Source organism: Frigoribacterium sp. VKM Ac-2836 (assembly GCF_013248995.1).
Lineage (GTDB): Bacteria > Actinomycetota > Actinomycetes > Actinomycetales > Microbacteriaceae > Frigoribacterium.
The window spans coordinates 88600-113438 of sequence record NZ_JABRPK010000006.1; the positions used below are offsets into that span (position 1 = coordinate 88600).

Genomic DNA, 24839 nt, shown 5'->3' on the forward strand with positions numbered 1-24839 from the left:
AACGTGGCGATGACGCACGCGAAACCCCCTCGGCGACACCCGCGCCGACGCCTCCGCACCCTCGGGGCCCTGGCAGCCGCCACGGCCGCCGTGCTCGTGGCCACCGGCTGCAGCATCCAGATCCGCAGCCAGCCCGACCCCAGCATCGGGGCCGACACCATGCTGATCAACGCCGACAAGGGCAACCCGCAGTTCGAGCGCAACTTCAACCCGTTCCTCACGAACAAGCGCACGGCCTCGACCTGGATCTACGAGCCCCTGCTCGAGATCAACCCGCTCGACGGCGAGATCACGCCCTGGCTCGCCAGCGAGACCGTCCTGCCCGACGCACGCACGATCGACATGACGATCCGCGACGGCGTCGAGTGGTCCGACGGCACGCCGATGACCCCGGCCGACGTCGTCTACACCTTCGACCTGATCAAGGCCGACCCGACGCTCGACCTCAAGGGTGCCTGGCAGCACATCGACACGATCGAGCAGCAGGGCGAGCACGTGGTCTTCCACCTGCAGACCGACGACGTCCCGGCGATGGAGATCATCGGCCAGACGACGATCGTCCCCGAGCACCTGTGGAAGGACGTCGACGACCCCACGACCTTCCGCAACCCCGACCCGGTCGGTACCGGACCGTTCACACTCGGCAACTACTCGCCGCAGCAGTACTCGATGGACAAGAACCCGACCTACTGGCAGGCCGACGAGATCGAGATCGGGCATCTGATCCTGCCCGCGACGAACAATCAGCTCGACACCGTCACCCGCGGTTACGACTGGTCGTACTCGTTCATCAGCGACGTCGAGGGGACCTGGGGTGCCGCCAGCCCCGACAACCAGTTCTGGTTCCCGCCGGGCGGCGTGATCGGGCTCGTGCCCAACCTCACCAAGGCGCCCTTCGACGACGTCAACCTGCGTCGCGGCATCGCGCTGGCCCTCGACCGGGGCCCCATCGCCGAGTCCGCCACCGAGGGTTACCTCGAGCCGGCCGGTCAGACCGGGCTCATCCTGCCGAACCAGCAGGACGACCTCGACCCGTCGATCCCGAACGCCGGCGTGATCGAACAGGACGTCGACGGTGCCCTCGCGGCGTTCGCCGAGTCGGGTTACACGCAGCAGGGCGACCGGCTCGTCGGCCCCGACGGGCAGCAGCTGAAGATCACCATCTTGACCGCCAACGGGTACACCGACTGGCTGCGAGCCGTCCAGGAGGTGCGGAGCCAGTTGGGTGCGATCGGCATCGACGTGCAGATCCAGGCTCCTCAACCTGCCGGTTACCAGTCCGCCATCGCGAACGGTGAGTTCGACATGGCGATGGGCGGCATGGGCAACGGCAACGTCTACCAGGCGTACAACAACCTGCTCAACAGCCAGTTCGCGACCCCGGTCGGCGAGACCACGGCGGCCAACTTCGAGCGGTTCAGCGACCCGGCGGTCGACCGGTTGCTCGACGACTGGAAGGCCACGACCGACCCCGAGCAGCAGAAGCAGTACGCGTACCAGCTGCAGAACGTCGTCTACGACCAGCTGCCCGTGATCGGCCTGTACTACGGCGGTCTCTGGGGCCTGTTCAACGACTCGAAGTTCACCGGCTGGCCCTCCGCCGAGAACCCGTACATGGCCCCGCAGAACTACGACCAGGCCCCGCTGCTGATCTTCACGAAGCTCAAGCGCGTCTCGACCGAAGGGGACGACAAGTGAAGTACGCAGCCCAGAAGCTCGGCCTCTTCGTCCTCACCCTGTGGGCGGCGGTCACGCTGAACTTCATCCTGCCGCGGCTGATGCCCGGGAGCCCGACCGACGCCGCCATCGCCAAACTGTCGCAGAACGGTCCCGTCAGCGACGCGACCCGCGCAGCGATCGAGGCCCAGCTCGGGGTGCCGAGCGGCAACGTGCTGCAGCAGTACGTCAGCTACCTCGGTCAGGTCGTGCGTCTCGACTTCGGCACGAGCTACACGTTCTTCCCCGAGACCGTCGGCCACCTGGTCGGCCAGGCCCTGCCGTTCACGCTGATCCTGGTGGGGGTCTGCACGATCATCGCGTTCGTGCTCGGCACCCTGATCGGCGTCGCGGCGGCCTGGAAGCGCGGCACCTGGCTCGACTCCCTGCCGACCCTGTCGGGCAGTTTCATGAGCACCTTCCCGTACTTCTGGACGGCCCTGCTGTTGCTCTTCTTCCTGGGCTACGTCCTGCACTGGTTCCCGACGACGGGCGCCTACGGCGCGACGACCACGCCCGGCTTCACACCCGCCTTCGTCGGCGACGCGCTGCAGCACGCGGTGCTGCCGGCCATCACGATCCTGCTGACGAGCCTCGGCGGCTGGATCCTCGGCATGCGCAACGCGATGATCTCGACCCTCGGCGACGACTACGTCACCTTCGCCGAGGCCAACGGTCTGAAGGGCCGCACGGTCGCCGTCCGCTACGCCGCGCGCAACGCGATCCTGCCGAACCTGACCGGCTTCGGCCTCGCCCTCGGTGGCGTGGTCGGCGGTTCGATCCTCGTCGAGCAGGTGTTCGGCTACCCCGGCATCGGCTACCTGCTGTTCAACGCCGTCATCGGCCAGGACTACCCCCTGATGCAGGCCCTCTTCCTGATGATCACGGTCAGCGTGCTCGTCGCCAACTTCCTCGTCGACATCTTGTACGGCGTGCTCGACCCAAGGACCCGCCGATGACCTCCACCGTGTCCGTCCACCTGCCAGAGGGCGCGCCCCCCACCGGCCCCGCCGAGCAGAAGGCGCCCAGCCGTTGGCTCACCATGGGCCGCATGGCCGCGACCATCTGGTCGAACCCCAAGGCGAAGATCGGCGTCGTCATCTTCGGCCTGTTCGTCCTGGTCGCGATCTTCGCCCCGCTGTTGGCCCCCTACGGCGGCAGCGAGAACGGCTTCGAGCGCAACGCCGACGCGAGCTGGGCCCATTGGATGGGCACGACCGCGGCCGGTGAGGACGTCCTGAGCCAACTGATCTACGGCGCCCGCATCAGTGTCTTCGTCGGCGTCGTGGCCGGTGTGCTGTCGACCCTCGTCGCCGTCGCGATCGGACTGAGCTGGGGCTACATGAAGGGCTTCGGCGGTGACGTCGTCGGGTTCGTCGTGAACCTGTTCCTGGTGATCCCGGGGCTGCCCCTGATGATCGTCATCGCGGCCTACCTGCAGAACGGCGGCATCGCGGTCATCCTCGCGGTGATCGTCATCACCGGCTGGGCCTGGGGTGCGCGCGTCCTGCGCAGTCAGACGCAGTCACTGCGCTCACGTGACTTCGTCACCGCGGCGCGGTTCTCGGGCGAGAGCTCGGGGCGCATCGTCTTCCGCGAGATCCTGCCCAACATGACTTCGCTCATCACCGGGTCGTTCTTCGGCGCGGCGACCAGCGCGATCCTCGCCGAGGCCGGCCTCGAGTTCTTGGGGCTGGGCGACTCGTCCATCGTGAGCTGGGGCACGATCCTCTACTGGGCGCAGAACTCGAACGCCCTGCTGACCGGCCAGTGGATACTCCTCTTCGCACCGGGCCTCTGCATCGCCCTGCTCGCGATGAGCCTGACCTTGATCAACTTCGGCGTCGACGCCGTCGGCAACCCCCGACTTCGTGAAGGCGCGAAGCAGAAGAAGGAGGCGCGCAAGTGACCGCCACGGACCTCACCGACCAGCCCACCGCCTCCTCGGCCTCGTCCTCCGCCGGCGACGTGCTGCTGGACGTCCGCGACCTCAGCGTCGTCTACGAGAGCGCCGGCGCCACGCCGGTGCAGGCGGTCGACCACGTGTCGTTCCAGCTGAAGCGCGGCGAGTTCGTCGGCCTGGTCGGCGAGTCCGGCTCGGGCAAGTCGACGCTCGGCTACGCGCTGACCCGGCTGCAGAAGCCTCCGGCACGCACCAACGGCGGCAGCATCTGGTTCGACGGCGCCGACGTGCGCGACCTGGGCGCCGAGGCCCTGCGTCAGCAGCGGCAGGGCGGTTTCGCGATGGTGCTGCAGTCGGGCATGAACGCGCTGAACCCGGTGCGCACCATCCGCAACCACTTCGTCGACGTCTTCAAGGCCCACGGCCACGTGCCTCGCGATCGCTGGCACAGCCGCGCCGCCGAGCTGGTCGCGAAGGTCGAGCTCGACCCGGGCGTCCTCGCGCGGTTCCCCGGCGAGCTGTCCGGCGGCATGCGTCAGCGCGTCTCGATCGCCCTCGCCTTGTCGCTCGAGCCGCAGCTGATGGTCTTCGACGAGCCGACCACCGCCCTCGACGTGCTCGTGCAGCACGCCGTGATGGACACGATCATCTCGCTGCAGCAGAGCGAGGGCTTCACGGCCGTGCTGATCAGCCACGACCTCGGCATCGTGCTCGAGTCGGCACAGCGCGTGCTCGTGATGCACGAGGGGCGCATCGTCGAGGACGGTCGCTCGGCCGACGTGCTCGCCGACCCGCAGGACGACTACACGCGCATGCTGCTGTCGCACTACGCCGACCCGCGCGCCGAGGTCGTCTCGCTGCCCGGCTTCGAGGACCGCTCGGTCCGTCGGGCCCGGGGTGACCGCCGCGTCGACACGACGACCTCGGTGCCGACCGTCGCCACGCGTGGCCGGCGCACGGCGCAGCACGCGATCACCGTGAGCGGCGTGACCAAGACCTACGCGCCTCCTCGTCGGGGGGACGACCCCGTGCGAGCCGTCCGCGACGTGTCGTTCACGCTCGAATCGGGTCAGTCGCTCGCCCTCGTCGGGCAGAGCGGGTCGGGCAAGAGCACGATCGCGAAGCTCGTCACCGGCGTCGAGAAGCCGACCAGCGGCAGCGTCACGTTCGGCGACACCGACGTGACCCGCCTGCGCGGCCGCGCCCTGCGCAGCTTCCGCAGCGACGTGCAGATGGTCTTCCAAGACCCCTACGCCGCGCTCAACCCGCTGCACACGGTCGAGTACACACTGACCCGACCGGTCGTGAACTACACGGGCCTCGAGGGTCAGGAGGCGCGGCGCCGGGTGCTCGAGCTGCTCGAGACGGTCGGTCTGACGCCGGTCGAGCAGTTCGCGGCCAAGCTGCCGCACCAGCTCTCGGGTGGGCAGCGGCAGCGTGTCGTGATCGCCCGGGCGCTCGCGAGCGACCCGCAGGTGATCATCGCCGACGAGCCGGTGTCGATGCTCGACGTCTCGCTGCGGGCCGGTGTGCTCGCGTTGCTCGAGGACCTGCGCGAGCAGTGGGGCGTCTCGATGCTCTACATCACGCACGACCTGCTGAGTGCGCGCCTGATCACCGACGACATCATGGTGCTGAACCAGGGCGCCGTGGTGGAGCGGGGGCACACAGCCGAGGTGCTGCAGCGGCCGACCGACCCCTACACGGTGAGGCTGCTCGACGCCGTGCCGAACCCGCGCCGCTCGCACCGCGCCTCCTGACACCCCCTCTCGCTCCATCCGAAAGGAACCATCCTGTGCTGACCTTCCCCGACGGCTTCCTGTGGGGTGCCGCGACCGCGGCGCACCAGATCGAGGGCAACAACGTCAACAGCAACTGGTGGGTGCACGAGCACACGCCGGGCACGACCATCGTCGAGCCGAGCGGTGACGCCGCCGACAGCTACAACCGCTTTCGCGACGACATCCGGTTGCTCGCCGAGCTGGGGCTGAACAGCTACCGGTTCAGCATCGAATGGGCCCGCATCGAACCGGAGCGCGGTGTCGTGAGCAAGGCGCAGATCGCGCACTACCGCCGCATGGTCGAGACCTGTCACGAGTTCGGCATCGAGCCGATCGTCACGCTGATGCACTTCACCGTGCCGCGCTGGTTCGAGCGCGACGGCTTCTGGCGGGCACCCGACGCCGCCGACCTGTTCGCGCGCTACACCGAGCTCGCCCTGCCGGTCGTCGCAGAAGGCGTCGAGTACGTCTGCACGATCAACGAGCCGAACATCGCCGCGATGCTGGCCGGCGGTGAGGACGCCTCGAACCTGGTCGCCTACGGGCTGCCGAACCCTGACCTCGAGGTCGCCGATGCTCTGCTCGCGTCGCACAAGCGCAGCCGTGAGGTGCTGTCACAGCTGCCGCGAATCAAGTCGGGTTGGACCGTCGCGACCCAGGCGTTCAAGGCCGTCGACGAGCCCGGTGCCGCCGAGAGGACGCGCGAGTACGGCTACGTGCGCGACGACTGGTACAGCGAGATGGCGGCGGGCGACGACTTCGTCGGCGTGCAGGCCTACACGCAGACCTTCGTCGGGCCCGAGGGTCCGCGGCCGGTCGCCGAGGGGCTCGAGACGACGCTGACCGGCTGGGAGTTCTACCCGCCGGCCGCCGCCGAGGGCATCCGCAGCGCGTGGGAGCTCTCGGGCCACGTGCCCGTGATGGTCACCGAGAACGGCATCGCCACGGCCGACGACACCCGCCGTATCGCTTACACGCAGGGTGCCCTCGAGCACGTCCACGACACCATCGACGAGGGCATCGAGGTGCTGGGGTACCAGCACTGGAGCGCCCTCGACAACTACGAGTGGGCCAGTGGGTTCCGCCCGACCTTCGGCCTGATCGGCTGGGACCGCGAGACCTTCGAGCGCACCCCGAAGCCGAGCGCGCACTGGTACGGCGGGGTCGCCCGGGCGAACGGACTCGAGCGGGCCTGAGCCTGCTGCCGAGATGTCACGACGTGCCGCTCAACGGTGAAGGTGAGCGGCACGTCGTGACGTTTCGGCGGGGTGCGCGTCCTAGAAGTAGGTGATGCCGTGCAGCGGGCGATCGGGCAGCAACATGGCTCGGAGCTTCTGCACGGCGCCCTTGCGCCGCTCGCGCACGAGGCCCGCGGCGGCCAGCGTGACCGGGTCGAACCCGCCGAGCCAGAGCGAACCGAGCGTCGCGACGTCGAGCTCGAGGTCGGCCCGGCGCACGGCCGCCTTCTTGACGGTGGCGTCGCCGCCCTCGCTCGTCACCCGATAGGTGCCGGACGCATGGCCGAGCGCGTCGCCGATGGCGATCGTGACGACGCCGTCGGCCGCCCAGGGACGTGCCTGCAGGGCGGCCACCGGGTCGAGGACGCGGAACCACAGGTGGTCCTCGTCGTGGCTGATCGTCAGGGCTCGACCGTCGACCAGGGCGTGGGACAGCGGGTCGTGTTGCGGGGCGTTCGAGTACCGGACGACCTGGACCAGGTCGACCGCGAGCAGCAGCTGCCAGAGGCCGAGGTAGGCGTCGTCGGTTGCGGCCACGAGGTCGACGACGACGAGGACCTGTGTGCCCGGGGCACCCGGCCCCCCGCCCGCCGACTCGACCCGGTAGGTGACGTAGCCGTCGACGGTGCCGGTCGCGTCGCGGTGCACGGCGGCCCGGACGCCGGGGTCGGGGGTGCCGTCGGCGCGCGCCCGACCGAGCGCGTGGTCCCAGGCGCCTTCGTGGCGGTCGATCGAGCCGGGGTTGCGGACGTGGAACCGGGCGAAGACCTCGGGTGCCACGTCGGCCAGTGACGCGAGGGTGACGAGGTCGGTGCTGCCCTCGGGCTCGCTGAGCAATCCGCCGGCACGCCGCACGTCGACCTCGATCGTGCGTTCGCGGACCCCCACGCCGAAGCCGAAGCGACGGTAGATCGACGCCTCGCTCGCGGTGAGGGCGGCGACCGGGGTGCCGGCGGCCTTGGCGCGGGCGAGGTCGTCGGTCATCATGCGGCGGAGGATGCCCTTGCGCCGGTGGGTCGGCTGGACGGTGACGCCGGCGACCAGGTCGGCCTCGACCAGGCGGCCGCCACCGACGTGCAGGGTCTTGTCGAACGAGGCGAAGGTGGCCACGGGGCGACCTTCGGCGTCGAGCGAGCCGGGCTGGGCCTCGCGACGGTACACGCCCGTGAGGCGTCGGCCGTCGGCGTCGAGTCGGCGGGCGGCACGGCCGAGGGCGGCCTCGTCGGAGGACGCCTCGTGGAAGCCCATCGACTCGGCGGCGAGCCAGCCGGCGGTGTCGCCGTCGGCACGGGGCGCCTCGGCAGACGCCTCGGGGTCGAGCGCGGCCGCGAACGTGCGGAGGTCGTAGTCGTCGTCGAGGGTGGTCACCCGATCAGCCTACGGAGGACCGCCGACCTTGTCGTCGTCCGCAGGGCGGAGACGTGACGGCCCGGTCGTCAGTCGATCGCGCGCTGGACGGCCTTGACGGGCAGCATGAGCACGAGCCCGGCGAGCAGCACGAGCGCGATGCCGACGATCCCGAACCGGGTGTCGCCCGTGGCGCTGACGAACAGGGTGAAGAGTCCCGGTGCCAGGAAGCTCACCGCTCGCCCGGTCGTGGCGTAGAGCCCGAAGATCTCGCCCTCGCGGCCCGGCGGCGTGATGCGGGCGAGGAACGACCGGCTGGCCGACTGGATCGGTCCGACGAACAGGGCCAGGGCCAGGCCGAACACCCAGAAGAGGTTCGTCGCCGTGCCGATGGCGAGCACGGCGAAGGCGGCGGCGACGAGACCGAACAACGACCCGACGATGATCGCCTTCGCCCCCAGCCGGTCGTCGAGCCAGCCGCCGACGAACGTGCCGACCCCCGCCACCAGGTTGGCCCCGACGGCGAAGTAGATGACCATGCTCGGCGAGAAGCCGAACACCTGCGCGGCGATGATCGCGCCGAAGGTGAACACGGCGGCGAGGCCGTCGCGGAACACCGCGCTCGCGACGAGGAACAGCAGCACCTGACGGTTGGTGCGCCACAGCCTCGCGATGGTGGAGCCGAGGAGGCGGTACGAGCGCCACAGTCCCACCCGCGCGCGTGCGGCGGTGGCGGGCAGCTCGGGCACCGACAGCAGGACCGGCACGGCGAACACGGCGAACCACACCGCGGCGACGACGATCGCGAGGCGGACGTCCCACGCGCCTCCCGCCGTTCCCGTCGGGACGCCGAACACGCCCCCACGCCCGGCGACCCCGAAGCTCTGCAGGAACGCGACGAGCAGCAATAGCAACAGCACGATGCCGCCGACGTAGCCGAGACCCCATCCGAAGCCCGACACCTTGCCGATCGTCTTCGGGGTCGAGACCTGCACGAGCATGGCGTTGTAGTTGACGCTCGCGAACTCGAAGAAAAGGTTGCCGACGGCGAGCAGGGCGGCGCCGAAGACGAGGAGGTCGGGCACCGGTGCGACGAACACCATCGCGACCATGGCGAGCACGACCAGGCCGGTGTTGACGGCGAGCCAGAGCTTGCGTCGGCCCGACCCGTCGCTGCGCTGGCCGAGCACGGGGGCGAGCAGGGCGATCAGCACGCCCGCGATCGTGAGGGCCGTCGAGATGACGGTCGCGTTGTCCGCCTTCGCGAGCACGAGCGCGGGGTTGCGGGCGTCGTCGCCGGCGGCTGCCACGACGGCCGGGTCGACGAACGCGCCGCTCGCCAGGTAGGTGCTGAAGACGAACGAGGTGACGACGGCGTTGAAGGCTGCCGAGCCCCAGTCCCAGAGGGCCCACGAGACCACGCGGCGGCGCGGGATCGGGTCGGTGTCGGCGAGCGTCTGCGCTGCGGTCATGGGGGTCAACTTAGTGGGCGTCCGTGACGGATCGGCGCCGCGCCTCCTTCGCGGGCCCGGTGCTGCACCCCCCGTCCGGGACTTGAGTCATTCTGGCTCAACTTTCAGCTTCACAGCTTGACCTCTGCGTGCTGGTGAGTAAAGTTGAGCCAGGCCGACTCAAGGCCGGCCCCCAAGGCTTTCGTCACACCGCACCACGAAGGAGAAATCGCACATGGCACGTGCAGTAGGAATCGACCTCGGTACCACCAACTCGGTCGTCAGCGTCCTCGAGGGCGGCGAGCCCACCGTCATCGCGAACGCCGAGGGTCTGCGCACGACCCCCTCGGTCGTCGCCTTCACGAAGGACGGCGAGGTGCTGGTCGGCGAGACCGCCAAGCGCCAGGCCGTCACCAACGTCGACCGCACCATCGCGTCGGTCAAGCGTCACGTCGGCACCGACTGGAAGGTCGAGATCGACGACAAGAAGTACACGCCGCAAGAGATCAGTGCCCGCATCCTGGGCAAGCTGAAGCGTGACGCCGAGCAGTACCTCGGCGAAGAGGTCACCGACGCGGTCGTGACCGTCCCCGCGTACTTCAACGACTCCGAGCGCCAGGCCACGAAAGAGGCCGGCGAGATCGCGGGCCTCAACGTCCTGCGCATCATCAACGAGCCGACGGCCGCCGCTCTGGCCTACGGCCTGGACAAGGGCAAGGAAGACGAGCTCATCCTGGTCTTCGACCTCGGTGGCGGAACGTTCGACGTCTCCCTGCTCGAGGTGGGCAAGGACGAGGACTTCTCGACGATCCAGGTGCGCAGTACCTCGGGTGACAACCGCCTCGGTGGCGACGACTGGGACAACCGCATCGTCGACCACCTCATCAAGAAGTTCAAGGACGCCCACGGCGTCGACCTGTCGACCGACAAGATCGCCAAGCAGCGCCTCAAAGAGGCTGCCGAGCAAGCCAAGAAAGAACTGTCGTCGAGCACCTCGACCAGCATCCAGCTGCCGTACCTCACGCTGACGGCGGACGGCCCGCTCAACCTCGACGAGACGATCTCGCGCTCGCAGTTCGAGCAGTGGACGAGCGACCTGCTCGACCGCACCAAGAAGCCGTTCAACGACGTCATCAAAGAAGCGGGTGTGAAGGTGGGCGACATCGCCCACGTCGTCCTCGTCGGTGGTTCGACCCGCATGCCGGCCGTCACCGAGGTCGTCAAGCAGCTCACCGGTGGCCAGGAGCCCAACAAGGGCGTCAACCCCGACGAGGTCGTGGCCGTGGGTGCCGCTCTGCAGGCCGGTGTCCTGAAGGGTGAGCGCAAGGACGTCCTGCTCATCGACGTCACCCCGCTGAGCCTCGGCATCGAGACCAAGGGTGGCGCGATGACCAAGCTCATCGAGCGCAACACCGCGATCCCCACCAAGCGCAGCGAGACCTTCACGACGGCCGACGACAACCAGCCGTCCGTCGCGATCCAGGTGTTCCAGGGCGAGCGCGAGTTCACGCGGGACAACAAGAACCTCGGCACCTTCGAACTCACCGGCATCGCACCGGCTCCGCGTGGTGTGCCGCAGATCGAGGTCACGTTCGACATCGACGCCAACGGCATCGTGCACGTGTCCGCGAAAGACAAGGGCACCGGCAAAGAGCAGTCGATGGTCATCTCGGGTGGCTCGTCGCTGTCCAAGGACGACATCGAGCGCATGGTCCGCGAGGCCGAAGAGAACGCCGCCGAAGACAAGGCGCGTCGCGAGGCCAACGAGACCCGCAACTCGGCCGAGCAGCTCGTCTACTCGATCGAGAAGCTGATCAAGGAGAACGACGAGAAGCTTCCCGCCGACGTCAAGTCCGAGGTCCAGGCCGACGTCGACTCGCTCAAGTCGGCTCTCGCCGGTGACGACGAGTCCGCCGTCAAGCCCGCGTTCGACAAGCTGAACGAGAGCCAGCAGAAGCTCGGCCAGGCGATCTACTCGCAGAGCCAGGCCGACCAGGCCGGCGACACGGGTGCCGCCGGTGGAGAGGGTGCTCCCGCCGACGGTCAGGCCCAGGGCGACGACGAGGACATCGTCGACGCCGAGGTCGTGGACGACGACGACAACGACAAGAAGTAGAGGCGGTCGGCATGACTGACGAGAACAAGAAGCCCGACGACGAGCCGCGTCCCGCGACTCCGTCCGAGGACGGTGGCACGGCCGACGTCGTCGACCCCGACGAGCTCATCGACGCCGAGGCACCCGATGTCGAGACCCCGGCCGACGCCGAGGCCCCGGCCGGGGCCAAGGCCGCGGCAGACGAGATGGCCGATGCACCCCAGGGCACCGAGACGCTCAGCGCCGACGACGAGGCCATCCTCGACGCGGCGAGTGCCGATCTCGTCGCCGACATGCGTCAAGACATGCTGCGTGCCCAGGCCGAGCTGGTGAACTTCCGGAGGCGCGTCGAGCGTGACCGCGAGGCCAACCGCGAGGCCGTGGTCGCCGAGGTCGTCCGCTCGCTCCTGCCGGCGCTCGACGACCTGGCCCGTGCCGAACAGCACGGCGACCTCGCCGAGGGCCCGATGACCGTCATCGCGCAGAAGATCCGAGGGGGGCTCGACAAGTTCGGCCTGACGCAGATCGGTGCCAAGGGCGACGTCTTCGACCCCAGCAAGCACGACGCACTGGTCCAGCTGCCGAGCGCCGACGTCACGGTCAACACCGTCGCCGACGTCATCGAGCCGGGCTACACGATCGGCGACCGGGTCATCCGGGCCGCCAAGGTCGCGGTGCACACCCCTCAGTGACACCCCGGTGACGGGCGGCCCACGGTCGCTCGTCACCGCCCCCGCGACGTGAGTCGCGACCGGCGGTGGGCTCCTCGACGAGGTGCCCACCGCCTCCCCCGTTCTCTTCCGGTCGCTGCCAGGCAGCGACCTCCAGTCAAGGAAGGAGGTGCCGCATGGCGAGTCAGGACTGGTTCGACAAGGACTTCTACGCCGTCCTCGGTGTCTCCAAAGACGTCACGCCCGCCGAGCTCAAGAAGGTCTACCGCAAGCTCGCCCGCAAGTACCATCCCGACTCCAACCCGGGCGACGCGGCCAGCGAGGCCCGGTTCAAAGAGATCAGCGAGGCCAACTCGGTGCTCTCCGACCCCGAGCAGCGTCGCGAGTACGACCAGGTGCGGGCCATGGGAAACGGCGCGCGGTTCACGGCCGGCAGCGGCGGTGCCGGTGCGGGCGGCGGCTTCGAGGACGTCTTCGGCGGCATGTTCAACCAGGGTGGCCAGCGCACGCAGTTCCGGCAGGGCGGTGGCGGTGGCTTCGACGACATCTTCGGCGGCATGTTCGGTGGTGGCGGCTTCGGTCAGACCAGCGGCGGGTACCGCGGCTTCGGTGGGCCTCAGAAGGGCCGTGACATGACGGCGACCACGACCCTCGACTTCCAGACCGCGATCGTCGGCGAGACGATCTCGCTGCAGTCCTCGAACGGCAAACCGATGAAGGTCCGCATCCCCGCGGGGGTGCACGACGGCCAGAAGATCAAGCTGCGCGGCCGGGGCGAGAAGAGCCCCGACGGCGGCGAAGCCGGCGACATGGTGCTGACCGTCGCCGTCCGCAAGCACCCCGTGTTCGAACTGGACGGCAAGAACCTTCGGCTCGACGTGCCCGTCACGTTCGCCGAGGCGACCCTCGGCGCGACCATCGAGGTGCCGACGCTCGGAGGCGACCCGGTGCGACTGCGCGTCGCACCGGGCACCCCCTCGGGACGCGTGCTGCGCGTCAAGGGGCGCGGCGTGCACGCGAAGGACGGCGTGGGTGACCTGCTCGCCACCGTCCAGGTCGCTGTGCCCGCCCACCTCAACGAGAAGGCGCGCGAGGCCGTCGAGGCGCTGGCCGCCGCATTGCCGTCCGAGAACCCCCGCGACGACCTGATCGCCCGGGCGCGGGCCTGACGAGACCGACCCGACCAGCGCCTCCCCGGCGGCAGGTCACGAGCGACGAGACAGGAGACGAGATGGACCGACCGGACCCCACCCAGTGGCCGATGGACGAGCACTCGCCCCTCTTCGCCATCGCGACGGCCGCCGAGCTCTCGGGCCTGCACGCGCAGACCCTGCGGCAGTACGACCGGCTCGGCCTGGTCGTACCGCAGCGGACGGCGGGCAAGTCGCGCCGGTACTCGATGCGTGACGTCGTGCAGTTGCGCGAGATCGCACGGCTCGGTGGTGAGGGCATCTCGCTCGAGGGCATCAAGCGCATCCTCGAGCTCGAGAACCAGGTCACCGCGCTGCAGTCCCGCGTGCGTGAACTCGAACGGGCTCTGGCCGACGAGATGGTCAACCGTCCCGGCGCCCGGATCTTCGCCGCCGGTGAGAGCGGCGTCGTCCCGCTGCGCCACGGCACCCGTCCGTCCCGTCAGACCTCGGTCGTCGTCTGGCGTCCCCTCCGCTGACGCGAACGGCCGGCCCCGAGACGTGTCTCGACGTGCCGCTCACCGTCGGCGGTGGGCGGCACGTCGTGGCTCGTCCCGTCGCCCGGCTAGCGTTGCCGGATGATCGACTTCGAGCAGCTGCGCCGGTGGCCCGACATCGAGGCCCCCGAACTCGTCGCGCACGACGCCACCGACCGTCTGCTGCTCGACACCGCGGACGAGGCGCTCCCCGCCCACCCCGATGCCGTCACCGTGATCGGTGACCGCTACGGCGCCCTGACTCTCGGGGTCGCGACCCTGCTGCCCGGTGCGCGCATTCGAGTGCACCAGGACGCCCTCTCGGGCGAACTCGCGCTCGACGCCAACGCCGAGCGCCTCGGGGTGGTCCCGACGTGGTCGCACCACGGGCTCGACGCGGCCCTGCTCGAGGGCGCCCGGACGGTGCTGCTGCAGTTGCCCCGAGGGCTCGACGCCCTCGACGAGATCGCCGGCCTCCTCGCCCGACACGCGCACCCCGACGTGCGCGTCTATGCCGGGGGACGCGTCAAGCACATGACGCTCACGATGAACGACGTCCTCTCGCGCCATCTCGGCGAGGTGTCCGCCGGCCGAGCCCGCCAGAAGTCGCGGATTCTCACCGCGACGCACCCCACACGAGGAGGCGCGCTCGGCTGGCCGCGCACGTCGCGTCACGGCGACGTGGTCGTCGTCGCACACGGTGCGGCGTTCGCGGGCACCTCGATCGACGTCGGCACCCGAGCGCTGCTGGCCGTCCTCGATCGTGCGGCACATGCGGCTCGCGACGTCGTCGACCTGGGGTGCGGCACGGGAGTGCTCGCCGCTTCTTTCGCACTCGCGCGACCGGGGGTGCGGGTGGTCGCGACCGACCAGTCCTGGGCAGCGGTCGAGTCCGCGCAAGCCACGATGCGGGCCACCGGCGTAGCCGATCGTGTGACGGTGTCGCGCGACGACGCCGGTTCGTCGCTGCCCGAGGCCTCGGCCGACGTCGTGCTGTTGAACCCGCCGTTCCATGTCGGGGCCACGGTGCACACGGCGATCTCCCGCAAGCTCTTCGAGGCGGCAGCTCGCCTGCTGCGCCCGGGTGGTGAGCTGTGGTGCGTGTGGAACTCACCGCTCGGTCATCGACCGGTGCTCGAGCGCGTGGTGGGGGCGACCACCCAGATCGCTCGTGACCCGAGGTTCACGGTCACACGGTCGATCCGTCGGGGCTGACGAGGCCCCGGCTCGTCAGGGGGCGTCGGCCTCGTCGAGGCGCAGGGAGGCGTCGATGTAGGCGAGCAGCGCCTGCGCGTAGGCGTCTTCGGCGCCGGAGGCGCGGTGCCGGTGGTCCATGTCGGCCCCCGTGGGCCGGGTGACCACCTCGTAGACGGTTCCGCCTCCGTCGTCGTCGACGTGTCGGATGAGCCCACGGAACACCGGGCCGAGCAGGTCGCGCAGCTGATCCTCTCGGGGCAGCCAGAGGCTGTCGTCGGCGGCGACCGAGTCGAGCGCCCACTCGGTGGTGCCGTTGAAGCCGAGCACGGTGCCGGTGGGGTACTCGTGGGCTTCGATGGTCATCTCGCTGAGCGTGAAGACATCGCCATCGAATCCGGGGGTCTCGATGACGAAGCGGTCGCCGGTGCGGGGTCGCCAGCGCAATCCGGCGTCGCGCAGGCGGCGGGCGAGGACGTGGTCGAGCATCGGCCCATGATGCACCGTCGAGGTGGGAACGGCCGTCGTGCGGCCGTCCCACCCGACGGGTCACTCCGCGGCGGGTTCTGCCGCCGCGGTGACGGTGTTGTCCTGGCCTTGATCGTCCACGGTCGGGGCCGGGCCGGCATGAGTGACGGTGTCGTGGTCGCCGGCAAGTTGCACGCTCTCGACGTCCCGGACCGAGACGGTCACGTCGGTGCCCTCGATGACGAGCGTGCCGACCTCGTCGAGCACGACGGTTCCGGATGTCCCGACGATCGAGACGAGGTCGCAACTGCTCGTGTCGAGCGGGGGAGCGGCGTCGTCGGTGCTGCCGAGGTCGATCAGCATGAATCCGTCGTCGCAGGTGCCCACGGTGGCGGCGTCGACGGTGTCGCTGGCCGTCGGGCTGGGCGTCCGATCGGTCTCGGTCGAGGAGCAAGCCGACATCAAGAAGATGGCCGCGACGGCGGAGAGGGCTGCGGGGGTCGTACCGCGTCGGAGGAGAACGCTGACCATCAGCGGGCCGTGACGGTGTTGTCGGCGGTTCCGTTGTCGTTGACGACCGGTTCGGCACCGGTGTGGCTGACGGTGTTGCCGTCGCCGGCGAAGTCGACGGTGCCGACGCTGCCGGCCGTGACGGTGATGCCGGTGCCCTCGACGACGAGATGGTTGACGTCGGTGAGGGTGACGGTGCCGCCGCTGCCGATGACGTCCACGCTGTCGCACGCCTCGCTGAAGGTGACGTCGGTGGTCTTCTCGTCGAGGACGACGGAGGCGTTGCCGTCGATGCAGGTCTCGGTGACGAAGGGGCTGGTCGTCGACTCGGCGAGCGGGGTGCTCGAGTCGGACGCGTCGGGCGTCGTGTCGGAGTTGCTCGTGCAGCCGGCGACGCCGGAGGCGAGGGTTGCGCCGACCAGGGCGGCGAGAGCGGCGGCGCGGAGGCGAGGCGCGTGCATGGGGAGCCTTTCGGATTGGGGGCGGGGTGGGCCGCCGAGCCCGGGTGGGCTGTGTGGTCGTCCCGGGCTCGGCGGCGTGGTGGTGGTGTTAGTTGCCGCTGCTGTTCCAGGAGAAGCCGGTGATGGGGGTGCCGGTCTGGCCGTCGAGGGCTTTCTGGGTGATGTTCAGCGAGTAGTGGTGGTTCGGACCCCAGGTGCGGGTGAAGGACCAGTTGCCCTGGGCGTCGGCTTCGACCGTGCGGTAGACGGTCGTGCTCTTGGCGGAGCTGACGGTCACCCGCGCGTAGGGGGTGGCGGTGCCGGTGAAGGTGGCCGCTACTCCGTTGTCGTAGGTGTCACCGATCGCGGGGCTCGTCAGGACGAGGGGGGCGAAGACGGGTGCCATGACGGTGACCGTGGTGGTGCTGGTGGTCTTGTCGGGGTTGGTCTGGGTGACCTTGATGGCGTAGTCGTTCGAGGGCCCCCAGTTGCGGGCGGGGAGCGCCCAGGTGCCGTCGGCCGTGACCTTCGTCTGCCCCATGGGGACGTTCCAGTTGTTCTTCGCGTTCACGGCCTTGATGGTGGCGCCGGGGGTGCCGGTGCCGGTGAGGATGTTCTTGCCGGGACGGTAGGTGGCGCCGTCGCTGTGGCTGGTGACGGCGACCGGGACGTTGACGACGGCAGGCTTCAGGTGGACCGTCGTCCGCTGGGTCTGGGTGCCCTTGGTGGCGACGAAGGTGATGTCGTAGCCGGCGCCCGTGGGCCCGAGGTAGCGGTCGAAGGACCAGGTCGTGCCGAGACCGGTCTCGGCGCGACCCATCGGGGTGCCCCACTGGTTCGTGGCGGTGATGGTGGTGCCGGGGGCTGCGGTGCCGGTGAACGTGGTGGTGCCGACGGCGTAGGTGCTGTTGTTCTTGGGGCTCGACACCTGGAAGGCGAGGGTGCCGGCGTAGACGAGCTTCAGCGACACCGTCTGCGGGGCGCCGGTCGGGGGCGTGGCGACGAAGGTCAGGTCGTAGCCGGTCGTGGTGGGGCCGAGGTTGCGGTTGAAGGACCAGGTGCCGTCGGTCGCGGTCGTGGCGCCCATGACGGTGCCCCACTGGTTCGTGGCGCGGATCGTGGAGCCGACGGGGGCGGTGCCGCGGAACGTGGTCAGGCCCGGGGCGTAGGTCTGCCCGTTGACGTGGCTGGTGACGCTCAGGGGCTGCTCCACCGCGACCCGGGTGATCGTGTGGGTCACGGTCTGGACGTCGTCGCCGGCGGTCTGGGTGACGACGAGGGTGCTGACGCCCATTCCGAGGCCGCGGGTCGGGGTGATGGTCCATGTGCCGTCCTTGACGACGCCGGTCCCGATGACTTTCTTCGCGTTGTAGCCGATGGTGACGGTGGCGCCCTCTTGGCCGGTACCGCTGAAGGTGGGGCGGCTCGTGGTGACGGTGCTGCCGGCCGCAGGGCTCACGACCGTCGGTGCGACGATCACCGGGAGCTTTTCGTTGTCGGGGTTGAGGGTCACCGTGGAGCGGGTGGTGTTGTTGCCCTTGCCGCTCTGAGTCACTTCGAGGACGCGCTTGCGGTTGTTGACGTTCGTGGTCTTCAGGGTCCAGGCGCCGTTGGTGGGAACGGTCGTGGCGCCGAGGATCGTCTCGGTGCCCTGCTCGCGGACGGTCACGGTCGCGCCGGCCTCGCCCGTGCCGGTCATCGTGACGGGACCGGTGTCGTGTGCGGCGCCGTCGACGGGGGACGTGATCGACACGGCCGGGCCGTAGGCGACGGCCAGGCTGATCTCACCGGCGGCCGTGCCGTCGATCTCTTGCTGGATCGTGACGGGGTGGTCCCCACCCGCGTTCGGGGCGGGGATCTCAGCCGTCCACGTGCTGTCGCCGCTCGCCGATGCTTCGGTGCGAGCGATCTCGGTGCCGGCCGCGTCACGAACCACGATCGTCGCCCCCGGTTCTGCCGTGCCGGACACGACGGCGTTCTGGGTGTGATCGGCGGGGAACGACACCGATGCCATGAGAGAGGCGACATCGAGCTTCGCATCGACGTAGATCGGTTCGGTCGTGGTGCCGTCTTTCCGCGCCTCGACCCGGAACAAGTTCGATCCGGGCTCGAGGCCGGTCACTTTCGCCGACCAGTACCCCGTATCGTCGGCATACCCCGACGGCAAGTAGTTGACCAGGATGGTCGAGCCGGGCACGGCGTGTCCAGAGATGACAGCGCTGCGGGTCGAGGAGTCAACGGATTCGACATGAGCCGAGAAGGGAGCGGCGAGGGCAGTGATATTGAGTGCCCCTTGTGCAACGAAGCCGCCGCCGAATTCTGGTGCGCGACGAACCGTCAGCTGACCCCCGGTCAGTTTCGTTCCCGGCACGACCGTGGAGGCGACGCGAAGCCTGAACGCGAGGTAATAGCCCTCTGTGCCCCAATGCAAGTTGTCACCCGATGCGCTCGTTCCCCATGCCTGCAAGGACTTCTTGTCCGAGGCGATCCGGATGCGGCTCGTCCTCGCTTCATCGCGTGCGCCGGTCGAGCTGTCTCGGATCTCGGCATCTTCGATCGTGGTGCCGACGGGTGCCGTCAAGTAGCCGATCCCGTGCACGTCCGTCCCGCGGAACTTCATGGCGATCCAGGTGGAAACGGTGCCGACATAGACATTTGTCGGCGATGCCGCGCCCGGGGCTTGGGGCACGGTGATCGCGTTGGTACCATCGGCGGCTGGCGGGGTCGCAGCTGTCGCGGCTGGGCCGAAGGCGAGGCCCGTCACGATGGTGGCTGCGGCGAGCCCGAAGGCTCCAGTGGTCTTGAGGGTCTTCTTCATGAAGTGATTGGTCCTTACAGGTGGGGCATGTGTCACGATGTTCATGCTCTGTGAAATACAATACATGAAATGTAGACGACACGGCCTGTGACTGCATCTCGCGCTGCCGCACCGTGTGTCGCTGGGTCGCCGAGCCCGGGCGTGCTGTGTGGTCGTCCCGGGCTCGGCGGCGTTGTGATGGTGCGAGGCGTGACGTGACCGTGCTCGTCTCGACCGCCGGGTGGTGTCAGTTGCCGCTGCTGTTCCAGGCGAAGCCGGTGATGGGGGTGCCGGTCTGGCCGTCGAGCGCTTTCTGGGTGATGGTCAGCAGGTAGTCGTGGTCGGGGCCCCAGGTGCGGGTGAAGGACCAGTTGCCTTGGGCGTCTGCTTCGACCGTGCGGAAGGTGGTGTCGCTCGTGGCAGAGCTGACGGCTACGGTCGCGAAGGGGGTGGCGGTGCCGGTGAAGGTCGCCGCCACGTCGTTGTCGTAGGTGTCACCGACTGCGGGGCTCGTCAGGACGAGGGGAGCGAAGACGGGTGCTGTGACGTTGACCGTGGTGGTGCTCGTGGTCTTGTCGGGGTTGGTCTGGGTGACCTTGATGGCGTAGTCGTTCGACGGGCCCCAGTTGCGCTCGGGGAGCGCCCAGGTGCCGTCGGCGTCGACCTTCGTCTGCCCCATGGGGACGTTCCAGTTGTTCTTCGCGTTCACGGCCTTGACGGTGGCGCCGGGGGTGCCGGTGCCGGTGAGGATGTTCTTGCCGGGGCGGTAGGTGGCGCCGTCGGCGTGGCTGGTGACGGCGACCGGGACGTTGGTGAGGGCGGAGTTCAGGTGCAGCGTCGTCCGCTGGGTCTGGGTGCCCTTGGTGGCGACGAAGGTGATGTCGTAGCCGGCGCCCGTGGGCCCGAGGTAGCGGTCGAAGGACCAGGTCGTGCCGAGACCGGTCTCGGCGCGACCCATCGGGGTGCCCCACTGGTTCGTGGCGGTGATGGTGGTGCCGGGGGCTGCGGTGCCGGTGAACGTGGTGGTGCCGACGGCGTAGGTGCTGTTGTTCTTGGGGCTCGACACCTGGAAGGCGAGGGTGCCGGCGTAGATGAGCTTCAGCGACACCGTCTGCGGGGCGCCGGTCGGGGGCGTGGCGACGAAGGTGATGTCGTAACCGGTCGTGGTCGGGCCGAGGTTGCGGACGAAGGACCAGGTGCCGTCGGTCGCGGTCGTGGCGCCCATGACGGTGCCCCATTGGTTCGTGGCGCGGATCGTGGAGCCGACGGGGGCGGTGCCGCGGAACGTGGTCTTGCCGGGGATGTAGGTCTGCTCGCTGGCGTGGCTGGTGACGCGCAGGGGCTGCTCGGCGGCGACCCGGGTGATCGTGTGGGTCACGGTCTGGACGTCGTCGCCGGCGGTCTGGGTGACGACGAGGGTGCTGACGCCCATGCCGAGGCCGCGGGTCGGGGCGATGGTCCATTTCCCGTCCTCGACGACACCGGTTCCGATGATGCTCTTCGCGTTGTAGCCGATCGTGACGACGGCGCCCTCTTGGCCGGTACCGCTGAACGTGGGGCGGCTCGTGGTGACGGTGCTGCCGGCCGCAGGGCTCACGACCGTCGGTGCGACGATCACCGGGAGCTTTTCGTTGTCGGGGTTCAGGGTCACCGTGGAGCGGGTGGTGTTGTTGCCCTTGCCGCTCTGAGTCACTTCGAGGACGTGCTTGTAGTCGTCGAGGGTCGTGGTCTTCAGCGTCCAGGTGCCACCTGCCGAGGCGGTCGTGGCACCGAGGATCGCCTCGGTGCCCTGCTCGCGGACGGTCACGGTCGCGCCGGCCTCGCCCGTGCCACTCATCGTGACGAGACCGCCGTCGTGGGCGGCACCGTCGACGGGGGACGTGATCGACACGGCCGGGCCGTAGGCGACGGTCAGGCTGAGGTTGCCGTTCGGCTCGCCGTCGACTTCCTGGTGGGCAGTCAGGGTGTACTTGCCGCCGACACCGGGCGCGGTGACGGGGGTCGACCACGTGCCGTCCGTGGCGGTTGTGGTCCGGGCGACCTCGTGGCCCGAGGTATTCGTGAGGACGACTTGCGAACCCGCCTGGGCGGTGCCCGACGCGATGACCTCCGCGTCGATCTCAGCGGGCATCGAAACCGTACCGCCGAGAGGCGCGACACGGAGGTCGACGTTGATCACGGCCGAGTCGGTCTTGAGGCCGTTCGCGAACTGCTCGACGGTCACCGGGTTCGAGCCCAGGGTGAGGCCGCCGACGGTCGCCGTCCAGACGCCGTCGTCGCCGACCAGGGTCTCCGTCTTGCCGTTGAGCACGATCAACGAACCGGGGTCTCCCTGGCCGGTCAGTTGCGACGAACGGCCGGGGATGTCGATGGTGGTCGGGGTGGCGGACATGCCGGCCGTGAAGACGGGGACGTCGGTACGGTCCTGCGTGATCCCGAGAACTCCGACGATGGTCAGGTCGCCGCCGCTCAGTTCGGACTGAGGCGGTGCCGTCGGCGAGACGCGCAGTTTCACCTTCAGGTAGAGCCCGTTCGATCCCCAGAAGAGAGACGTGGGGGCGAGCCACTCCCGCGATTTGATCGTGGCGGTCCTGCCGTTGTTCGCGATGCGGACGGAGTCCTCGAGGACGTCGTTCTTGTTCCAGCGCGCTTCGATGGCTTCGATGGTCGTGCCCTCTGGCGCGGTGAACGATCCGTAGCCAAGCAGGGTGGGATACGTCAACTTGACGTCGATCCAGTCGGAGACGTCACCCGGGCGGGTCGGGCTCCCGGTGATGGCCGCACTGTTCGTGTACGTCGTCGTGGCAGCTCTCGAGTTCGGGGCCGTCGGTGTGAGAGGCGCCTCGGCAGGCGCAGGCGCAGTCGCAGGTGTCGGCGAGGCGGGTGCCTCGGAGGGGTCGCGCTCGTCGGAATCGTCGTCGGCCCTCTGCTCGGCCGGGGCCTCTTCGAGGGGGCCTCGCTCGGTGGTGTCGTCGGCGGGGGTCGGTGTGGCGGGTGCCTCGGTGGACACGGATGCCGGGGCGGGTGCGGCCATGCTGGGGGAGCTGGTGGCCACGGTGCCGAGCGCTGCCGCTGCGGCGATGACGCCGAACGCGGATGCGCGGAACGAAGTGTTCTTCACGGGGTTCCTTACTGACTGGATGACGGTGGTGTGACGGGCTGGCGAGAACACGCGGCCCTGTGCTCCTCGGTTAGGAGTGCACTCAATATACTAACGTTCCAGATGTCGGCTGCACGGTTGTTTCGTGATGCCGGGCCGGACGAGCTTGACGGCGCCGCGTTCTCTTGCGCTGCAGGGCTCTCGGGCTAAACTTGAGTCAGCTCCACTCAGGTTTCGAGAAAGGCACATCCATGGCGAACATGCAGGGCGCACCCGCCTCCACCGAGAAGCAGAAGAGTGCGCTCGAGAAGTACGGCGTCGACCTGACCGCCATCGCCCGCAGTGGCAAGCTCGACCCCGTGATCGGCCGCGATGCCGAGATCCGTCGCATCAGCCAGGTGCTCACCCGCCGCACCAAGAACAATCCCGTCCTGATCGGCGAACCGGGCGTCGGCAAGACCGCCGTCGTCGAAGGTCTGGCCCAGCGCATCGTCGAGGGCGACGTCGCCGACAGCCTGAAGGACAAGCGGCTGATCAGCCTCGACCTAGCCGCCCTCGTCGCCGGCGCGAAGTACCGTGGCGAGTTCGAGGAGCGTCTCAAGGACGTCCTCGGAGAGATCACCAAGAGCGACGGCCAGGTGATCACCTTCATCGACGAGTTGCACACCTTGATGGGTGCTGGTGGCGGTGAGGGCTCGGTGGCCGCGTCGAACATGCTCAAACCCATGCTCGCTCGCGGCGAGCTCCGTCTGATCGGTGCCACCACCCTGGACGAGTACCGCCAGTACATCGAGAAGGACGCCGCCCTCGAGCGCCGCTTCCAGCAGGTCTACGTCGGTGAGCCCACCGTCGAGGACACCGTCGCCATCCTCCGTGGGCTCAAAGAGCGGTACGAGGCGCACCACGGCGTCACCATCACCGACGGCGCTCTCGTGGCGGCCGCGTCGTTGTCCAACCGATACATCCCCAGCCGTCAATTGCCCGACAAGGCCATCGACCTCGTCGACGAGGCGGGCTCACGCCTCAAGATGGAGATCGACTCCTCACCCGTCGAACTCGATCAGCTCTACCGAGGCCTCGTCCGCCTGCAGATCGAAGAACTCGCTCTCAAGAAAGAGAAGGACGACGCGTCGCAGGCCCGCCTCGCCACCCTGCGCGAGGCCATCGCCCAGCAACAGGCCGCGTACGACGACCTGAACGCCCGCTGGCAAGCCGAGAAGGCTGCGTTGCAGGGTGTCGGCACGCTCCGCAGCGACCTCAACGAGGCCCGCATCGATGCCGACCGCGCCCTCCGCGAGGGGCGCTACGAGGACGCCGCCCGCATCAGCTACGAACGCATCCCCGACATCGAGAAGCGCCTCGCCGATGCCGAGTCCTTCGAGAAATCGGGTGACCGGCTGGTGAGTGACGCCGTCACCGACGGTGACATCGCCGAGGTCGTCGCCGCCTGGACCGGCATCCCCGTCGGCCGCCTGCTCAGCGGCGAGACCGAGAAGCTGCTGCATCTCGAGAGCGAACTAGGGAGGCGCCTCATCGGTCAGAAGGCGGCCGTCCAGGCCGTCAGTGAAGCGGTCCGACGCACCCGCGCCGGCATCAGCGATCCCGATCGGCCCACCGGCTCGTTCCTCTTCCTCGGGCCCACCGGAGTCGGCAAGACCGAGCTCGCCAAGGCCCTCGCCGACTTCCTCTTCGACGACGAGAAGGCCCTCGTCCGCATCGACATGAGCGAGTACGGCGAAAAGCACAGCGTGTCCCGGCTCGTGGGCGCGCCTCCTGGCTACGTCGGCTACGAGGCCGGCGGCCAGCTGACCGAGGCCGTTCGCCGTCGCCCCTACAGCGTGGTGCTCATGGACGAGGTCGAGAAGGCCCATCCCGAGGTCTTCGACGTGCTGCTCCAGGTGCTCGACGACGGGCGACTGACCGACGGCCAGGGGCGCACCGTCGACTTCCGCAACACGATCCTCGTGCTGACCTCGAACCTCGGCTCGCAGGTCATCACCGATCCGGGCCTGAGCGACCCCGAGAAAGAAGAGCTCGTGCAGGGGCTCGTGCGCCAGGCGTTCAAGCCCGAGTTCGTCAATCGGCTCGACGACATCGTGGTTTTCTCGACCCTGAGCACCGACGACCTCGGTCAGATCGTGTCGCTCTACGTCGACCGCCTCGGCCGTCGTCTGACCGATCGCCGTCTCGCCCTCGCCGTCACCCCCGACGCCCGCGCCTGGCTCGCCGAGCGGGGCTACGATCCGATCTACGGCGCCCGACCGCTTCGCCGCCTCATGCAGCGGCAGATCGACGACAAGCTCGCCATGGCCCTCCTCGGCGGCGACATCGTCGACGGGGACACCGTGCGGGTCGACGTGGCCGACGGCGGCGAGGGCCTGAGCGTCGCGAAGTACGAGGTGGCCGACCCCACGCGGGACGACCTCGACGACCTGCCCGCGTAGGGGCCGTGCGATCCACCG

The 24839-nt window shown here is 69.1% G+C and carries 18 protein-coding genes; 11 read left to right on the forward strand and 7 right to left on the reverse strand.

Annotated features, from left to right (window positions below; all coding sequences use genetic code 11):
* Positions 1-9: 9 nt before the first annotated feature.
* From HRF36_RS14785 to HRF36_RS14805, 5 genes are read left to right on the forward strand one after another with little or no spacing between them, the layout of a single operon-like run.
* On the forward strand, positions 10-1698 hold the full coding sequence (locus tag HRF36_RS14785) for an ABC transporter substrate-binding protein (RefSeq protein WP_173211195.1): 1689 nt from the start codon (positions 10-12) through the stop codon (positions 1696-1698).
* The gene (locus HRF36_RS14790; protein WP_173211213.1) at positions 1695-2675 is read left to right on the forward strand and encodes an ABC transporter permease; all 981 of its coding nucleotides are present in this window, start codon (positions 1695-1697) and stop codon (positions 2673-2675) included. Before HRF36_RS14785 ends, HRF36_RS14790 begins: the two co-directional genes overlap by 4 nt.
* Complete coding sequence (locus HRF36_RS14795; RefSeq protein ID WP_173211215.1) at positions 2672-3625, forward strand: ABC transporter permease; 954 nt, start codon at positions 2672-2674, stop codon at positions 3623-3625. The genes HRF36_RS14790 and HRF36_RS14795 overlap by 4 nt, the downstream gene beginning before the upstream one ends.
* Positions 3622-5379 (forward strand): ABC transporter ATP-binding protein, encoded by a 1758-nt coding sequence (locus HRF36_RS14800; protein WP_173211216.1) that lies wholly within the window; start codon positions 3622-3624, stop codon positions 5377-5379. Before HRF36_RS14795 ends, HRF36_RS14800 begins: the two co-directional genes overlap by 4 nt.
* 35 nt (positions 5380-5414) lie before the next feature.
* Positions 5415-6596 (forward strand): family 1 glycosylhydrolase, encoded by a 1182-nt coding sequence (locus HRF36_RS14805; RefSeq protein WP_173211218.1) that lies wholly within the window; start codon positions 5415-5417, stop codon positions 6594-6596.
* 81 nt (positions 6597-6677) lie between these two features.
* Here HRF36_RS14805 and HRF36_RS14810 read toward each other — a convergent pair whose 3' ends face one another.
* Complete coding sequence (locus HRF36_RS14810; protein ID WP_173211220.1) at positions 6678-8006, reverse strand: GNAT family N-acetyltransferase; 1329 nt, start codon at positions 8004-8006, stop codon at positions 6678-6680.
* Positions 8007-8074: 68 nt separating this feature from the next.
* A complete protein-coding gene (locus HRF36_RS14815; RefSeq protein WP_173211222.1) occupies positions 8075-9457 on the reverse strand; it encodes an MFS transporter in 1383 nt (460 codons plus the stop codon).
* 214 nt (positions 9458-9671) lie between these two features.
* Here HRF36_RS14815 and dnaK point away from each other — a divergent pair, with 214 nt between their 5' ends.
* From dnaK to HRF36_RS14840, 5 genes are all read left to right on the forward strand, one after another.
* Complete coding sequence (gene dnaK, locus HRF36_RS14820; RefSeq protein WP_173211224.1) at positions 9672-11552, forward strand: molecular chaperone DnaK; 1881 nt, start codon at positions 9672-9674, stop codon at positions 11550-11552.
* 11 nt (positions 11553-11563) lie between these two features.
* On the forward strand, positions 11564-12223 hold the full coding sequence (locus HRF36_RS14825) for a nucleotide exchange factor GrpE (protein WP_173211226.1): 660 nt from the start codon (positions 11564-11566) through the stop codon (positions 12221-12223).
* A 155-nt stretch (positions 12224-12378) separates the two neighbouring features.
* Positions 12379-13371 (forward strand): DnaJ C-terminal domain-containing protein, encoded by a 993-nt coding sequence (locus HRF36_RS14830; protein ID WP_173211228.1) that lies wholly within the window; start codon positions 12379-12381, stop codon positions 13369-13371.
* Between the two features lie 92 nt (positions 13372-13463).
* Complete coding sequence (locus HRF36_RS14835) at positions 13464-13871, forward strand: heat shock protein transcriptional repressor HspR (RefSeq protein ID WP_173211322.1); 408 nt, start codon at positions 13464-13466, stop codon at positions 13869-13871.
* A 99-nt stretch (positions 13872-13970) separates the two neighbouring features.
* Positions 13971-15083, forward strand: coding sequence for a class I SAM-dependent methyltransferase (locus HRF36_RS14840; protein WP_173211230.1), 1113 nt, complete (start codon positions 13971-13973; stop codon positions 15081-15083).
* A gap of 15 nt (positions 15084-15098) precedes the next feature.
* Here HRF36_RS14840 and HRF36_RS14845 read toward each other — a convergent pair whose 3' ends face one another.
* The 5 genes from HRF36_RS14845 to HRF36_RS14865 form a co-directional block, all read right to left on the reverse strand.
* Positions 15099-15551 carry a pilus assembly protein CpaE gene (locus tag HRF36_RS14845; RefSeq protein ID WP_173211232.1) on the reverse strand — a complete coding sequence of 151 codons (453 nt, stop codon included), beginning with the start codon at positions 15549-15551 and terminating at the stop codon, positions 15099-15101.
* A gap of 60 nt (positions 15552-15611) precedes the next feature.
* On the reverse strand, positions 15612-16061 hold the full coding sequence (locus tag HRF36_RS14850; RefSeq protein ID WP_173211234.1) for a DUF3060 domain-containing protein: 450 nt from the start codon (positions 16059-16061) through the stop codon (positions 15612-15614).
* Positions 16061-16501, reverse strand: coding sequence for a DUF3060 domain-containing protein (locus HRF36_RS14855; RefSeq protein ID WP_173211236.1), 441 nt, complete (start codon positions 16499-16501; stop codon positions 16061-16063). Before HRF36_RS14855 ends, HRF36_RS14850 begins: the two co-directional genes overlap by 1 nt.
* Positions 16502-16589: 88 nt before the next feature.
* On the reverse strand, positions 16590-19298 hold the full coding sequence (locus tag HRF36_RS14860; protein ID WP_173211238.1) for an Ig-like domain-containing protein: 2709 nt from the start codon (positions 19296-19298) through the stop codon (positions 16590-16592).
* A 226-nt stretch (positions 19299-19524) separates the two neighbouring features.
* On the reverse strand, positions 19525-22398 hold the full coding sequence (locus HRF36_RS14865; protein ID WP_173211240.1) for an Ig-like domain-containing protein: 2874 nt from the start codon (positions 22396-22398) through the stop codon (positions 19525-19527).
* Positions 22399-22628: 230 nt separating this feature from the next.
* Here HRF36_RS14865 and HRF36_RS14870 point away from each other — a divergent pair, with 230 nt between their 5' ends.
* A complete protein-coding gene (locus HRF36_RS14870; protein WP_173211242.1) occupies positions 22629-24821 on the forward strand; it encodes an ATP-dependent Clp protease ATP-binding subunit in 2193 nt (730 codons plus the stop codon).
* Positions 24822-24839: the final 18 nt, after the last annotated feature.

What these genes read in the sequence shown, in the direction of transcription:
- HRF36_RS14855 (WP_173211236.1), bottom strand. Translation starts at nt 16,501, where the DNA reads ATGCACGCGCCTCGCCTCCGCGCCGCCGCTCTCGCCGCCCTGGTCGGC.
- HRF36_RS14785 (WP_173211195.1), top strand. Translation starts at nt 10, where the DNA reads ATGACGCACGCGAAACCCCCTCGGCGACACCCGCGCCGACGCCTCCGC.
- HRF36_RS14835 (WP_173211322.1), top strand. Translation starts at nt 13,464, where the DNA reads ATGGACGAGCACTCGCCCCTCTTCGCCATCGCGACGGCCGCCGAGCTC.
- HRF36_RS14815 (WP_173211222.1), bottom strand. Translation starts at nt 9,457, where the DNA reads ATGACCGCAGCGCAGACGCTCGCCGACACCGACCCGATCCCGCGCCGC.
- HRF36_RS14850 (WP_173211234.1), bottom strand. Translation starts at nt 16,061, where the DNA reads ATGGTCAGCGTTCTCCTCCGACGCGGTACGACCCCCGCAGCCCTCTCC.
- HRF36_RS14795 (WP_173211215.1), top strand. Translation starts at nt 2,672, where the DNA reads ATGACCTCCACCGTGTCCGTCCACCTGCCAGAGGGCGCGCCCCCCACC.
- dnaK (WP_173211224.1), top strand. Translation starts at nt 9,672, where the DNA reads ATGGCACGTGCAGTAGGAATCGACCTCGGTACCACCAACTCGGTCGTC.
- HRF36_RS14845 (WP_173211232.1), bottom strand. Translation starts at nt 15,551, where the DNA reads ATGCTCGACCACGTCCTCGCCCGCCGCCTGCGCGACGCCGGATTGCGC.
- HRF36_RS14825 (WP_173211226.1), top strand. Translation starts at nt 11,564, where the DNA reads ATGACTGACGAGAACAAGAAGCCCGACGACGAGCCGCGTCCCGCGACT.
- HRF36_RS14830 (WP_173211228.1), top strand. Translation starts at nt 12,379, where the DNA reads ATGGCGAGTCAGGACTGGTTCGACAAGGACTTCTACGCCGTCCTCGGT.
- HRF36_RS14840 (WP_173211230.1), top strand. Translation starts at nt 13,971, where the DNA reads ATGATCGACTTCGAGCAGCTGCGCCGGTGGCCCGACATCGAGGCCCCC.
- HRF36_RS14860 (WP_173211238.1), bottom strand. Translation starts at nt 19,298, where the DNA reads ATGAAGAAGACCCTCAAGACCACTGGAGCCTTCGGGCTCGCCGCAGCC.
- HRF36_RS14870 (WP_173211242.1), top strand. Translation starts at nt 22,629, where the DNA reads ATGGCGAACATGCAGGGCGCACCCGCCTCCACCGAGAAGCAGAAGAGT.